The sequence below is a fragment of the Stenotrophomonas sp. genome, assembly GCF_032066555.1.
GTDB lineage: Bacteria > Pseudomonadota > Gammaproteobacteria > Xanthomonadales > Xanthomonadaceae > Stenotrophomonas.
In genome coordinates, this window is sequence record NZ_DAMBKV010000001.1 from 68,615 (window position 1) to 82,376 (window position 13,762).

Below are 13,762 nucleotides of genomic sequence, written 5' to 3' on the forward strand. Positions count from 1 at the left end.
ACAGGCTGCCGGCTTCGCGGCTTATGCCGCCCCTACAAACGCTGCAGCCCTGAGGGGGCGCGGGGAAAGCCCCGGCCGAGCATGGCTCGGCACTACATCACTCGTCTTCGTCGTCTTCTTCGGCGCGATTCGGGTCCGGATCGGCGATCACGTTGATCCGGACATCGCCCAGTTCGACCTGCTGGCCGCCGCGGATCTTGCAGGCCTTGCGCAGCTCGACCACGCCGTCGACGCTGACCTGGCCCTGGCCAATGATCACCTTGGCCTCGCCGCCACTGCTGACCAGATCGGTCAGTTTCAGCAGCTGCTTCAGTTCCACGTAGTCGCGGTCAAGTTCAAAATCGATGGTCTGCATGGTGTTCACGGAGAAAAACGGGTGGTATTGTGCGCTATCGGCGACCCGTGCGGGTGCTCCAACAGGGGCCAAGCGGCGGCCGGTTGTGTTCGTAAGCTGAACGCAAATCTAGCCATGCGCGACAGCAGAGCTGTTTAGAGCGCACAATATGCGTCTTTTCGCCCGCCCGTTCGCGGCGGTGCCCCCGGAGTTACCCATGTCCCAAGATACCCCCGCGCCGCTGCTGTTCGCAGATCTCGGCCTGTCCGAGCCTGTGATGAAGGCAGTGGCCGATGTCGGTTACGAGACCCCGTCACCGATCCAGGCTGCCACCATTCCGGCCATGCTGGAAGGCCGTGACGTGCTCGGCCAGGCGCAGACCGGCACCGGCAAGACCGGCGCCTTCGCGCTGCCGGTGCTGTCCAACATCAATCTTTCCGCCACCAAGCCGCAGGTGCTGGTGCTGGCGCCAACCCGCGAACTGGCCATCCAGGTCGCCGAGGCATTCCAGACCTACTCGGCGTCGATGCCGGGCTTCCGCGTGCTGCCGGTATACGGTGGTCAGCCCTATGGCCAGCAGCTGTCGGCGCTGCGCCGCGGCGTCCACGTCGTGGTCGGCACCCCGGGCCGCGTGATCGATCACCTCGATCGCGGCACCCTGGACCTGTCCGAGTTGAAGACGCTGGTGCTGGACGAAGCCGATGAAATGCTGCGCATGGGCTTCATCGACGACGTCGAGGCCGTGCTCAAGAAGCTGCCGGAAAGCCGCCAGGTTGCCCTGTTCTCGGCCACCATGCCGCAGCAGATCCGCCGTATCGCGCAGACCTATCTGCGCAATCCGGTGGAAGTGACCATCGCTTCCAAGACCACCACCTCGGCTAATATCCGCCAGCGTTACTGGTGGGTGGCTGGCATGCACAAGCTCGATGCGCTGACCCGCATCCTTGAGGTCGAGCCGTTCGACGCGATGATCATCTTCGCGCGTACCAAGGCCGGCACCGAGGAATTGGCCGGCAAGCTGCAGGCGCGTGGCCTGGCCGCGGCCGCCATCAACGGCGACATGCAGCAGGCCCAGCGCGAGCGCACCATCGGCCAGCTGAAGGAAGGCAAGCTGGACATCCTGGTGGCCACCGACGTGGCGGCCCGTGGCCTGGACGTGGAGCGCATCAGCCACGTGCTGAACTACGACATCCCGTACGACACCGAAAGCTATGTGCACCGCATTGGCCGTACCGGTCGTGCCGGCCGCAGCGGTGAGGCGATCCTGTTCGTCACCCCGCGCGAAAAGGGCATGCTGCGCCAGATCGAGCGCGCTACCCGCCAGCCGATCGAGGAAATGCAGCTGCCGACCGTTGACGCGGTCAATGACCACCGCGTGAGCAAGTTCATGGACCGCATCAGCCAGGCCCTGGCTGCCGGCGACATGGATTTCTACCGCGATCTGCTGCAGCGCTACGAAGGCGAGCACAACGTGCCGGCGATCGACATCGCTGCCGCACTGGCCAAGCTGCTGCAGGGTGATGCACCGTTCCTGCTGACCCCGCCGGTGCGCGAGCGCCGCGAGCAGTCGTTCGATCGCAGCGAGCGTCCGTCGCGCGATGGTGGTTTCCACCGCCGTGACGAACGTGGTGAGCGCCCGGCCCGCTTCGAACCGCGTTTTGAGCGTGCGCCGCGCCATGACGACGGTGAGCGCGCGCCGCGTCCGTCGCGCGGCGAAGGTGACTTCGAGTCGCGTCCGCGTCGCGAAATGCCGCCGCGCAGCGCGCCGGAGTTCGGCATGGAGACCTACCGCATTGAAGTCGGTCACACCCATGGCGTGAAGCCGGCCAACATCGTCGGCGCCATCGCCAACGAGGCCGGCCTGGAAAGCCGCTTCATCGGCCGCATCGACATCCATGACGGTCACTCGGTGCTGGATCTGCCGGCTGACATGCCCAGCGACGTGCTGCAGCACCTTAAGAAGGTGTGGGTGTCGGGCCAGCAGTTGCAGATGCGCAAGGTCGAGGCAGGCGAGGACCATGGTGCCGCGGCACCGTCGTTCAAGCCGCGCTTCGACAAGGGTGAAGGCAAGCCGGGTGGTCGTCCGTCCGGCCCGCGCGGCCCGCGTCCCGGCGGTCCGGGTGGTTCGCGTCCGGGTGGCTTCAAGCCGCGCGGTCCGCGCAACTACTGATCCAGCCAATCCAAGGCATGACCAGACAACCCCGGCAATGCCGGGGTTGTCTGTTTTGACTGTTTGCCGGCTTGCCAGGACAAGGCGGGGCAACAACCGCAAGCCGCGACCGCCTTCACGTACTGCTCGCAGCGGGATATTGCGATAATGCCCGCTGTCCGCGTCGGGGAACGCGAAAGGGAAGGTCATGGCAGAAGGGGGAGGGGCAGTTGCTGGGGGGGTGAGGCGTGGATGGGCCGTGCTCCTGTTGCTGTCGACGCTCTTCAGCCTGTGGCCGCTGCTGGGCGCCGCCCAGCCATTGCTGGTCGATCATGACTTCCTGATTGCCGGTGCCGCGACGGATGAACAGGCCCCCTTGCGTGCCTGCAGCGCCGAGTCGCTGGCGCGCATGCGCCCGGCGATAGAAATAGCCGCTCCCGACGGCGGCTGGTCCGGCGCGCCACAAGGCGTGGGGGTGTTCAACGTCTTTGCCGGCGAAGTGATGATTTTCCACGGTGATCGGCAGGTCTGTGGCGACATGCAGGATGCGCGCACACGCGATTCGCGTTTCCGTGCCGGTGTAGGCCTGGTGGTGGTGCCGAAACAGGGCACGGTGGAGCCGATCCGGGTGGCCTGGGAGTCGCCGTTGAAGGCGCGTTGGATTCCCACCGTACACCTCGGTGCACCCAGTCCGCTGCAGCAAGAGGACACCCTGCGCCTGGTGGTCCGCACCGCCTGCGTGGCGATTGCACTGGCCCTGGCGTTGTCGGCCCTGATGGGTTTCGCGACCACGCGCGGGCGTGATTTCCTGGTCTATACCCTGGTCTGTGCGTTGTTGGTGGTCTGGCAGGCGGTATTGAGCGGACTGAGCGGCTATCCCGAACCGTGGTTGCCATTGGGTCGGCATGCACCGGTGTGGATGGTTTCGGTGTCCGCACTCAGCTATGCAGTGATGGGCTGGGTACTGTGGCGCATGTGCGGTGGGCGGCGCGTGCTGCGTGGCTCGCGTCGCTGGATGCAGGTGCTGATCGTCGCGCTGGGCGTGGTCGCGCTGGCGGCGCCGTTGATGTCTTGGCCGGTGCTGGCGTGGATGGCGGTGGCGCTGGACGACCTGTTCACGCTGATCTGCCTGACGTCGGTCGGCATCGCCATTGTTGCCTTGCGGCGTCGTTACTACCAGGCGCTGGATGGCCTGGTGGCGGTGATTCCCTTGCTGGTGATGGCATTGGCGGACCTGATGGACAACCGCCTGCTGGTGGAATTCCGGGTCGAGGCGATCCAGGTATCGGTTACCTGGTTCCTGATGATGGCGGCGTACTCACTCAATCGCAGCCTCAGCCAACTGCGCCAGCAGCGCGATGAGATGCGTGAACTTGCCGATACCGATACCTTGACCGGCCTGCCCAACCGGCGCGCCGGCCTGCGCCAGCTCGATCACTACCTGCGGGAGGCCAAGGCCGCCGGGCAGCCGTTGTCGATCGGTTTCCTGGATATCGATCTGTTCAAGCAGATCAACGACCGTTATGGCCACGATGGCGGCGATGAAGTATTGGTTTCGGTGGCCGGGACCCTGCTGACCGGCGTGCGCAGCCGCAGCGACGTGATCCGCATGGGCGGCGAGGAGTTCCTGATCCTGCTGCCGGGCATCGGTGCCGATGCGGCGCGGCCGCGGCTGGAGCAACTGCGCGAGAAAGTCACCGTGCAGGCACGCGGGCTCAAGCACGAGGGCCTGGTCGTCACCGCGAGTATCGGCCTGGCCGAGTTGCAGTACCGCGACAATGATGTGGCGGGATTGCTGCGGCGGGCCGACAACGCCATGTACCAGGCCAAGCGCAGCGGCCGCGACCAGGTGGTGGACGCGCGCGATATTCAGGAAGTGCCCTGAACAGCGTGGGCTGGCCGCGCTGTTCCGGCCGCGGGCGATGGCGGATAATTCGCCGATGACAATTCGAATCAACAAGCACATCGCCGAAACCGGCTTCTGTTCGCGCCGTGAGGCCGACCGCCTGCTCGCCGCCCGTCGTGTCACCGTCAACGGCATCGTCGCCGGCACCGGTGCGGTGGTCGGTGAAGGCGACGAGGTCAAGGTGGATGGCCAACCGTTGCGGGCGCGCGCGGTGCAGAAGAGCACCGGTCGCCGCCACGTCTATATCGCGCTGAACAAGCCGGTGGGTGTCACCTGCACCACCGAAAGTGCGGTCAAGGACAATATCGTCGATTTCGTCGGCCACGAGCAGCGCATTTTTCCCATCGGCCGCCTGGACAAGGATTCCGAAGGCCTGATCCTGATGACCAGCAACGGCGATATCGTCAACCAGATCCTGCGTGCCGAAAACGGCCACCAGAAGGAGTATCTGGTGGCGGTCAACAAACCGGTCACCGATGAATTCCTGCGCGGCATGGCGCGTGGCGTGCGCATCCACAACGAGATGACCTTGCCTTGCCGTACCAGCCGCATCGCCAAATATGGCTTCCGCATCATCCTGGAGCAGGGCTTGAACCGACAGATCCGCCTGATGGCGGCCGAGTTCGGTTTCCGCGTCACCCAGCTGCGCCGCGTACGCATCGACAACATCAAGATCGGCGCGCTCAAGCCGGGCCAATGGCGCAACCTCACCGAGCAGGAACTGCGCGGCCTGCTGCCGCAACAGCAGCAGTGGTGAAGTGTGACGCGCTCACCGCGCCTTGCGCGCGGTGCCGCTAGACTCGGCTGCGCTCTCCATCCAGCCGCTTCGGATCCGCGCATGATCAAGCCCGCATTGCCCGCCAACGAAACCGAACGTCTTGCCGCGTTGCAGCGTTACCGCGTGCTGGACACCGCACGCGAGCAGGAATTCGATGACCTGGTGACGATTGCCCGCACCATCTGCGGGACGCCGATGGGGGCGGTTACCCTGATCGATCAGCACCGGCAATGGTTCAAGGCGCTGCAGGGGCTCGATGGCGAACAGACTCCGCGTGACGAGGCCTTCTGCGCGCATACCATCCTCACTCCGCAAGAGCTGACGGTGGTTACCGATGCCCGCCAGGACCAACGCTTCAGTGGCAATCCATCGGTGCTGGGTGACCCGCATATCCGCTTCTACGCTGGCGCGCCGTTGCTGACCAGCGAAGGGTATGCACTGGGCTCGCTATGCGTGTTCGATTCGGTGCCGTCGCAACTCGGCACCCCGCAGGCCGAGGCGCTGCGCGCGCTGTCGCGTCAGGTCAGTCGCTTGCTGGAGATGCGTCTGCTGCGGATCGAGATCGATCACCACCAGGTCGAGCACGAGTGGTACGAGGCGCGGCTGGTCGAGTACTACCAGCAGCTGGAGCAGGCCAACCTGGAGCTGTCCGAGCAGACCCGTACCGATCCACTGACCGGTCTGCCCAATCGACGCGCCCTGTCCGCCGCGCTTTCGGAGGCGATCGAACGGGCAGCGGAGGTGCCGCCCGCGGTTGCCATCGTCGATATCGACCACTTCAAGATGGTCAATGACATCCATGGTCATGCCGAGGGTGATCGGGTGCTTACCGAGCTGTCGAGCGTATTGAGATCGCAGTTCGCCGGGCGTGGCATGGCGGCCCGCTATGGCGGCGAGGAGTTCGTGATCCTGATGCCGGATACTCCCCTGCAACAGGCCGAGCTGCAGTGCGAATATCTGCGTGAGTCGGTGGGTCTGCTACCGATCGGCCTGCCGATCTCGATCAGCATCGGCCTGGCCGTGCACCGCAGCGGTGAAACACCGGGCGATACCCTGCGCCGCGCCGATGCCGCGCTCTACCAGGCCAAGGCCGAAGGCCGCGACCGGGTGGTGGTGGCGGGCTGAGCCTGCGTCTCGACGCCTGCGACCGGGCGCGGGCATGCTGGGCCAGCTCCTGATGCCTTGAGAACCCCATGCTGCAGACCCTGGCTGTCGCCAACTACCGTTCCCTGCATGAGCTGGCCGTGCCGCTGGCGCGGCTGAACCTGGTCACCGGCGACAACGGCAGTGGCAAATCCAATCTCTACCGCGCGCTGCGGCTATTGGCGCAGACCGCGCGTGGTGGCGTGGCCACCGCGCTGGCCGGCGAGGGCGGGCTGGAATCGGCGCTGTGGGCCGGTCCGGAACGGATAAGCCGTGCCATGCGCGAGGGCGAGATGCCGGTGCAGGGCACGGCACGCAGTACGCCGGTGTCGTTGCGGCTGGGGTTTGCCGCCGAGGACTTCGGCTATGCAATCGACCTGGGCCTGCCGGTGCCGGGCAACTCGATGTTCGACCGCGACCCGCAGATCAAGAACGAAAGCATCTGGGCCGGGCTCTTCCTGCGCAGCAGCAACCTGCTGGTCGAGCGGCGCGGCAGCGTGGTGCGGCGCCGGGCAGGCCGCAGTTGGGAGGTGGTGGAAGAACACCTGTCCGGCTTCGACAGCCTTTTCAGCCAGTTGGCCGATCCGCAGCGCATGCCGGAAGTGATGGCCCTGCGCGAGTACATCCGCCGCTGGCGCTTCCACGACCATTTCCGTTCCGATGCCGCTGCCCCGGCGCGCCAGCCGTGCATGGCGATACGTACGCCGGTGCTGGCCGATGATGGCCATGACCTGGCGGCGGCCTGGCAGACCATCATCGAGATCGGCGATGGGCAGGGCCTGCAGCGCTCGCTGGAGGATGCGTTCCCGGGGGCGCAGGTGCGGATCGAGGGCTGGGAGGGGCGCTTGTCGCTGAAGTTCGCGCAGCCCGGTCTGTTGCGTCCGCTGGCGGCCAGTGAGTTGTCCGATGGCACCCTGCGCTACCTGTTGCTGATTGCCGCGCTGCACACGCCACGACCGCCCCCGTTGCTGGTGCTCAACGAGCCGGAAACCAGCCTGCATCCGGACCTGCTGCCGGCGCTGGCGCGCTTGATCATCAACGCAGCGGCGCGCAGTCAGCTGTGGGTGGTGTCGCATGCCTCGCGGCTGATCGCCGCGCTGCAGGAGGACCCCGCCTGCAATGCGCTGCGCCTGCACAAGGAATTCAGCCAGACCCGGCTGTGGGGCGTTGGCAATCTGGAAGGGCCGGCCTGGTACTGGCCGCAGCGTTGATCAGGCGACCGGGCCAGTGGCGGCTTGTGGACGCAGGCGGTTGAGCAGTGGGTGCAGGAATACGCCGCCCAGGATGATCGCCACGCCGAGGTAGAACTGCGGCGTCAGTTCGTGCTGCTCGCCCAGGAACAGCATCGCCAGCAGGATCGCGTAGACCGGCTCCAGGTTGGTGACCAGCTGCACCGTATAGGCGCTGAGGTGCTTGAGCGCGACCAGCGCCAGGGCAAACGGCAGCAGCGTGCACAGCCCGGACAGTGCCAGCAGCAACAGGCCGTCGTGCAGGTTGGGCAGCACCCACAGGTCGCTGGCCAGGGCCGGCAGCAGCAGCGGCATGGCCGGTGCCAGCAGGGTCAGGGTCAGGGTGCCGGCGCCGAGCTCCAGCGCGGTGACCGTCAATGGATCAGCGTGGCCGACCATGCGCTTGTTGAACGAGCCGAAGATGGCCACCAGCAGCGCGGAAACCGCACCCACCGCCACACCCAGTCGCATGCCATCGGGCACGCCACCAACCACCAGCGCCACACCGGGCAGCACGATCACGCCCAGCGCCAGTTCGCGCAGTTGGAACGGACGCCGCGCGATCCACGGTTCGATGATGGCGGTGAACACCGGCGCCAGTGCGATGCAGGTGGCAGCCACCGACGCATTGGCCAGCTTCACCGCGCCGTAGAAGGTGAGCCAATGCAGCGCGACCAGCGCGCCGATGCCGGCATAGCCCAGCACCAGCCGCGGGTTCAAGCCGGACAGGCCGCGCCATACCCGCGGCAACAGTGCCAGCATCGCCACCACCAGCAACATCCGCCACCACACCAGTGGCAGTGCCGGTAGCGTGATCAGCTTGCCGAGGATGGCAGTGACGCCCCACAGCAGGACGCAGAAATGGATCTGCAGGAGGGCTTTGCGGGTGTCGTTGGTAGGCATCGGCGTATTGTCGCCGATGCAGGTGACAAGCGCCGCGTCGCCGCCTTCAGTTTTTATCGACCAGCTGCTGCAACGCGCGTGCAGCCGCCGGGTTGCGGTGCTTGGCCGCGCTGATGAAGTAGAGGAAGACCTCACGCGGCGCGGCGGCGGGCAGGGGCGCGGCCAGATGCGGCAGGTCCGGGTTGTCTTCGCCCTTGCGCCAGCGTTGGATGCGCGCGGCCCACTGCTGCAGTTCGTCAGCTGGATAACCGGTGACGTGCTGGTCGCGGCTGCCCATCAGCCGCGCATAGACAAAGTCGCCGGACAGGTCGGCGGCGTTGGGGTAGTCACTGGCATCGGTATAGACCAGGGCGATACCTTGCTGGCGGATCAATGCGACCAGTTCCGCATCGAAACACGCGGGATCGCGCACCTCCACGGCATGCCGCTGGCGGCGACCGTTGACCTGCGCTGGCAGCAGTTGCAGGAAGGCTGCCAGATCATCGCGGTCGAGGGTTCGCCCGGCTTCGAACTGCCAGACCAGCGGGCCGAGGCGATCACCCAGATGGCTGATGCCATCGATGAAGTCCTCGATCTGCCCGCCGGTGCTGGCCAGTTTGCGCGCGGTGACAATCCGCTTGGGCGCCTTGGCCGAAAACACGAAGCCTTCCGGCGTGGCATCGCGCCAAGCGGTGTAGATGTGCGGCTTCTGCGCGCCGTAATAGGTGCCGTTGATCTCGATGCTGGTCAGTTGCTGGCTGGCGTATTCCAGCTCACGGCGCTGCACCAGCCCGACCGGGTAGAAGGTGCCGCCGCGCCACGGCACATAGGTCCAGCCACCGATGCCGATGTGGACGCCGGGTGTGTGCGGCGCGCTAGCAAACAGGTCGTTCAACGCAAAGCCCCGATGGGTGTAGGAACGGCGCAAGCCGCGAAGCCGACAATGTACCCGCACAAGGTAGTGCCGAGCCATGCTCGGCAAGGGGGCTTTACCAGCCAAGCCATCGGTGGTGATGCGCTGCATGTAACGCCCCTGCCGAGCATGGCTCGGCACTACGCTCCCTCCCTTGCGTAGCAGGGGAGGGTTGGGGAGGGGTTGGCTCTTAGGCCTTTTGCTTGCGGTTGGCTTCGCGGCCTACGCTGTTCCTACGGGATTGCCTGGAAAGCCCCTGCCGAGCATGGCTCGGCACTACGTTGTCGGGGCCCAGGGGTCATAGCTGCCGAACCACCACAGGTGGCCCTCGGGGTCGCGGCAGGCATAGCCGCGGCCGCCGTAATCCTGGTTGGCGATGTCCATCACGATCTCCGCACCAGCAGCCTTGGCCTGCGCGTAATGCGCGTCGGCGTCGCTGACGATCACGCAGGCACTCTGCGTCTCCATGCCGCCGACTTCGTCGGGCTGGATCATGTTGCTGCCCCATTCGCCGGGCTGTACCGAGCCCAGCATGACCATGCCGTTGCCGAATACCAGCTGCGCATGGTGAACCACCTCGCCGTCCTGGTAGACGGCATGGCGCTGGAACCCAAAGGCCTTGCACAGCCAATCGATCGCAGCCGGTGCGTCGCGGTAGCGCAGGCAGGGGATGATGGTGGCGGTGGTACGGGCGGCCAGGTCCATGGGGGCAGGCGGGCAGTTGTGGAAAGGCGAGGGTGGGCGCGCTCGCGTTACCATCGCGAGAAGACCGGCCCGGCGCCGGCATCGATCCAAAGGGAGAGCGTATTGAATAGTTGGTTGGGTGGCGGGCTGGTGCTCGCAATGGGCGTGGTGGCACCGATGGCGGCAGCACAAGACGCGGTGCCGACGGAACTGCAGCAGTTGGACGCCACGGTGGAGCGTGTGCGCCAGCAGTTCGACGTGCCGGGCGTGGCAGTGGCGGTGGTCAAGGACGGCAAGGTGGTGCTGGAGCGCGGCTGGGGCCTGCGTGAGCTGGGCAAGCCGGAGCCGGTGCAGGCCGATACCCTGTTCGCCATTGCCTCCAATACCAAGGCCTTCACCGCGACCTCGCTGAACCTGCTGGCCGAGGAAGGCAAGCTGAAGATGGACGACCGGGTGGTGGATCACCTGCCGTCGTTCCGCATGTCCGACCCCTACGTCACCGGCGAGATGCGCATCCGCGACCTGCTCTCGCACCGCAGCGGTTTGAGCCTGGGCGCAGGCGACCTGCTGTTCTGGCCGACCACCCGCTACAGCAATGCCGAAGTGGTGGCGCGGCTGGCGCAGGTGCCGTTGAAGAATGGCTTCCGTGACCGCTATGCCTACGACAACATCCTGTACGCGGTGGCCCAGCAGGTGATCGAGAAGGTGTCCGGGCAGTCGTTTGCCGACTTCCTGCAGCAGCGCATCTTCGACAAGGTCGGCATGGCCGACACCCGTTACAACGCCGATCACCTCAAGCCGGGTGACAAGGCTGCCGTTGGCCACGCCAAGTACGACTTCAAGGACCTGCGGCCGGTGCCGCCGCTGACCTGGTCCAACAACGCCGGTGCCGGTGGCATCTATTCCAGCGTGCATGACCTGGCCAAGTGGATGAACGTGCAGCTGGCCGAGGGCAAGCTTGCCGATGGCACGCCGCTGTTCAGCGAAAAGACCCAGCAGCAGATGTGGCAGATGCAGATCCCGCAGGTGGTGCCCAAGCCGTCGGTACCGGAACTGGCGGCCGCACGTCCCAACTTCGCCGGTTACGGCGAAGGCTGGAGCCTGAGCGATTACCGGGGGCAGAAGCTGGTCTGGCATACCGGCGGCTGGCCGGGCCAGGTGTCGCGGCTGACCCTGGTGCCGGAGCAGAACCTGGGCGTGGTGGTGCTGACCAACCAGGAATCCGGGGCCGCCTTCAATGCCATCACCATGAGCGTGCTGGATGCGATGCTGGGTGCACCGGGCCATGACTGGGTGGGCGCCTACGCCGCTGGCGTGGCCAAGGCGCAGGGCAATGCCGATGAAGGCTGGGACAAGCATGTGGCGGCGCGCGATGCCAAGAGCAAGCCGTCGCTGCCGCTGACCAAGTATGCAGGCACTTATGGCGATGCCTGGTATGGCGATGTATTCGTCGAGCAGCAGGGTGGCAAGCTGCGCCTGCGCTTTGGTGCCACCGCCGATCTGGTGGGCACGATGGAGCATTGGCAGCACGACACCTTCATCGTGCGCTGGGACAACCGTTCGCTCAACGCCGATGCCTTCGTCAACTTCAGCCTGGACCCGGACGGCAAGGTGCGCGAGGTGCGCATGCAGGCGGTGTCGTCCTTGACCGATTTCAGCTTCGACTTCCAGGACCTGCTGCTGAAGCCGAAGGCGGAATGAAGCGTTTGTAGGAGCGGCGTAAGCCGCGAAGCCGGTAAATCATCAGGTTGCAGCTGTTTCGTGTACGGAAAGGGCGCCAGCTTCGCGGCTGACGCGGCTCCCACAACCAGACAGTTCCGCATCGCCTAGACAGACAGAACACAGGCCGCGATGGGACAATCGCGGCCTGTTCCGGTTTTACAGGCCGTGGCGATGCTGCGCTGGTTCGAGTCCCTGATTCCCGTTTTTCCGCCACTGGATACGCGCACGCCGCCGCGTGGCGTGGTGCGTTTCTACCTGCATTACCTGCGCCCGGTGTGGCCGGTGCTGCTGGCCACGCTGGTCGCCGGCCTGCTGCTGGCATTGGTGGAAGTGGCGATGTTCGACTTCCTCGGCCGCATCATCGACATGTTGGCCGACAGCGCAGGACCCGGCTTCTTCCAGCGCCACGCCAGTGAGTTGCTGTGGATGGCCGGCATCACTTTGCTGGCGCGGCCGCTGCTGGTGGCCCTGCACAACCTGCTGGTCAACCAGTCCATCGTGCCCGGCCTGAGCAACCGTTCGCGCTGGCTGATGCACAACCACGTGGTGCGGCAGAGCCTGAGCTTCTTCCAGAACGACTTTGCCGGCAGCGTTGCCAACCGGGTGATGCAGACCGGCACCTCGCTGCGCGAATCGGCTGTGCAGATGGTCGATTCGCTGTGGTACATCGTGGTCTATACCGGCACCGCGCTGTATCTGTTCGCGCAGGCCGACTGGCGGCTGATGCTGCCCTTGGCCGCGTGGCTGCTGGCCTATATCGCTATCGGCGTGTACTTCGTACCGCGCATGAAACACCGCGCCTGGATCGCCTCCGATGCGCGCTCGCGCGCGATGGGGCGCATCGTCGATGGCTATACCAACATCGCCACCCTCAAGCTGTTCGCGCACAGTGGCCACGAGCAGCGCTATGTGGCGCAGGCCATCCAGGAGCTGGCCGAAAAGCACCGCGCACAGACCCGCATCACCACCGGGCTGGAGCTGGTCATTGCCATCCTCAACGGCTTTTTGATCGTCGGCACCTGCGGGCTGGCCTTGTGGCTGTGGCAGGCCAGCCTGATCAGCGTGGGCGCGATCACCCTGGCCACCGGGCTGGTGATCCGCATCCACAACATGTCCGGCTGGATCATGTGGACCATCAACGGCATTTTCGAGGACATCGGCACCGTGCAGGACGGCATGGAGACCATCGCCCAGCCGCTGACGGTGCAGGATGCAGCCGACGCCAAACCATTGCTGGTCAGCGCCGGTGCGGTGGATTTTGAGAATGTGCATTTCCACTATGGCAAGCGCGGTGGGGTGATGGCCGGTTTGAACCTGGCGGTGAAGCCGGGCGAGAAGATCGGCCTGGTCGGTCCGTCGGGTGCCGGCAAATCCACCCTGGTAAACGTGCTGCTGCGGCTGTATGACCTGGAAAGCGGGCGGATCCTGATCGATGGCCAGGACATCGCCCACGTCACCCAGGACAGCCTGCGTGCACAGATTGGTGTGGTCACCCAGGATACGTCGTTGCTGCATCGCTCGATCCGCGACAACCTGCTGTACGGGCGACCGGATGCCAGCGAGGAGCAGCTGCGCGCCGCCGTGGCCAAGGCGCGTGCCGAAGGCTTCATCGCGTCCCTGGTTGATGGACAGGGACGGCAGGGCTACGACGCCCATGTCGGTGAGCGCGGGGTGAAGCTGTCCGGCGGCCAGCGCCAGCGCATCGCCATTGCCCGCGTGCTGCTGAAGGATGCACCCATCCTGATCCTCGACGAAGCCACATCGGCCCTGGATTCGGAAGTGGAAGCGGCGATCCAGGACAGCCTGGACGAGTTGATGGGCGACAAGACCGTGATCGCCATTGCCCATCGACTATCCACCATCGCGCGCATGGATCGCTTGGTAGTGATGGATCAGGGCCGCATTGTCGAAACCGGCACGCATGCCGAGCTGGTTGCCGCAGGCGGGTTGTATGCGCGCTTGTGGGCGCGCCAGACCGGTGGTTTCGTGGCCGTGGATGGTTGAGCTGTTGCTGCCGGTAGT

General features: G+C 65.6%; 11 protein-coding genes. 7 read left to right on the forward strand and 4 right to left on the reverse strand.

What is annotated here, in order from left to right:
* Positions 1–97 precede the first annotated feature (97 nt).
* Positions 98–355 (reverse strand): RNA-binding S4 domain-containing protein, encoded by a 258-nt coding sequence (locus RT131_RS00290; RefSeq protein ID WP_313170178.1) that lies wholly within the window; start codon positions 353–355, stop codon positions 98–100.
* 196 nt (positions 356–551) lie between these two features.
* On the opposite strand from RT131_RS00290, the gene RT131_RS00295 reads away from it, so the two are divergent.
* From RT131_RS00295 to RT131_RS00315, 5 genes are all read left to right on the forward strand, one after another.
* Complete coding sequence (locus tag RT131_RS00295) at positions 552–2,504, forward strand: DEAD/DEAH box helicase (protein WP_313169258.1); 1,953 nt, start codon at positions 552–554, stop codon at positions 2,502–2,504.
* 238 nt (positions 2,505–2,742) lie between these two features.
* Positions 2,743–4,368: a diguanylate cyclase gene (locus tag RT131_RS00300; RefSeq protein ID WP_313169260.1), complete on the forward strand. Its 1,626-nt coding sequence runs from the start codon at positions 2,743–2,745 to the stop codon at positions 4,366–4,368.
* A gap of 55 nt (positions 4,369–4,423) precedes the next feature.
* Positions 4,424–5,146 carry a pseudouridine synthase gene (locus RT131_RS00305; protein WP_313169262.1) on the forward strand — a complete coding sequence of 241 codons (723 nt, stop codon included), beginning with the start codon at positions 4,424–4,426 and terminating at the stop codon, positions 5,144–5,146.
* A gap of 81 nt (positions 5,147–5,227) precedes the next feature.
* On the forward strand, positions 5,228–6,292 hold the full coding sequence (locus tag RT131_RS00310; protein ID WP_313169264.1) for a sensor domain-containing diguanylate cyclase: 1,065 nt from the start codon (positions 5,228–5,230) through the stop codon (positions 6,290–6,292).
* A gap of 68 nt (positions 6,293–6,360) precedes the next feature.
* A complete protein-coding gene (locus RT131_RS00315; RefSeq protein ID WP_313169266.1) occupies positions 6,361–7,521 on the forward strand; it encodes an AAA family ATPase in 1,161 nt (386 codons plus the stop codon).
* On the opposite strand, the gene RT131_RS00320 is transcribed toward RT131_RS00315, so the two are convergent.
* From RT131_RS00320 to RT131_RS00330, 3 genes are all read right to left on the reverse strand, one after another.
* A complete protein-coding gene (locus RT131_RS00320) occupies positions 7,522–8,442 on the reverse strand; it encodes a DMT family transporter (protein WP_313169268.1) in 921 nt (306 codons plus the stop codon).
* A gap of 46 nt (positions 8,443–8,488) precedes the next feature.
* Positions 8,489–9,316 (reverse strand): DUF72 domain-containing protein, encoded by an 828-nt coding sequence (locus RT131_RS00325; protein ID WP_313170180.1) that lies wholly within the window; start codon positions 9,314–9,316, stop codon positions 8,489–8,491.
* Positions 9,317–9,610: 294 nt separating this feature from the next.
* On the reverse strand, positions 9,611–10,039 hold the full coding sequence (locus tag RT131_RS00330; protein WP_313169270.1) for a VOC family protein: 429 nt from the start codon (positions 10,037–10,039) through the stop codon (positions 9,611–9,613).
* 138 nt (positions 10,040–10,177) lie between these two features.
* On the opposite strand from RT131_RS00330, the gene RT131_RS00335 reads away from it, so the two are divergent.
* A complete protein-coding gene (locus tag RT131_RS00335) occupies positions 10,178–11,719 on the forward strand; it encodes a serine hydrolase (protein ID WP_313170182.1) in 1,542 nt (513 codons plus the stop codon).
* Between the two features lie 192 nt (positions 11,720–11,911).
* A complete protein-coding gene (locus tag RT131_RS00340) occupies positions 11,912–13,744 on the forward strand; it encodes an ABC transporter ATP-binding protein (RefSeq protein ID WP_313170184.1) in 1,833 nt (610 codons plus the stop codon).
* Positions 13,745–13,762: the final 18 nt, after the last annotated feature.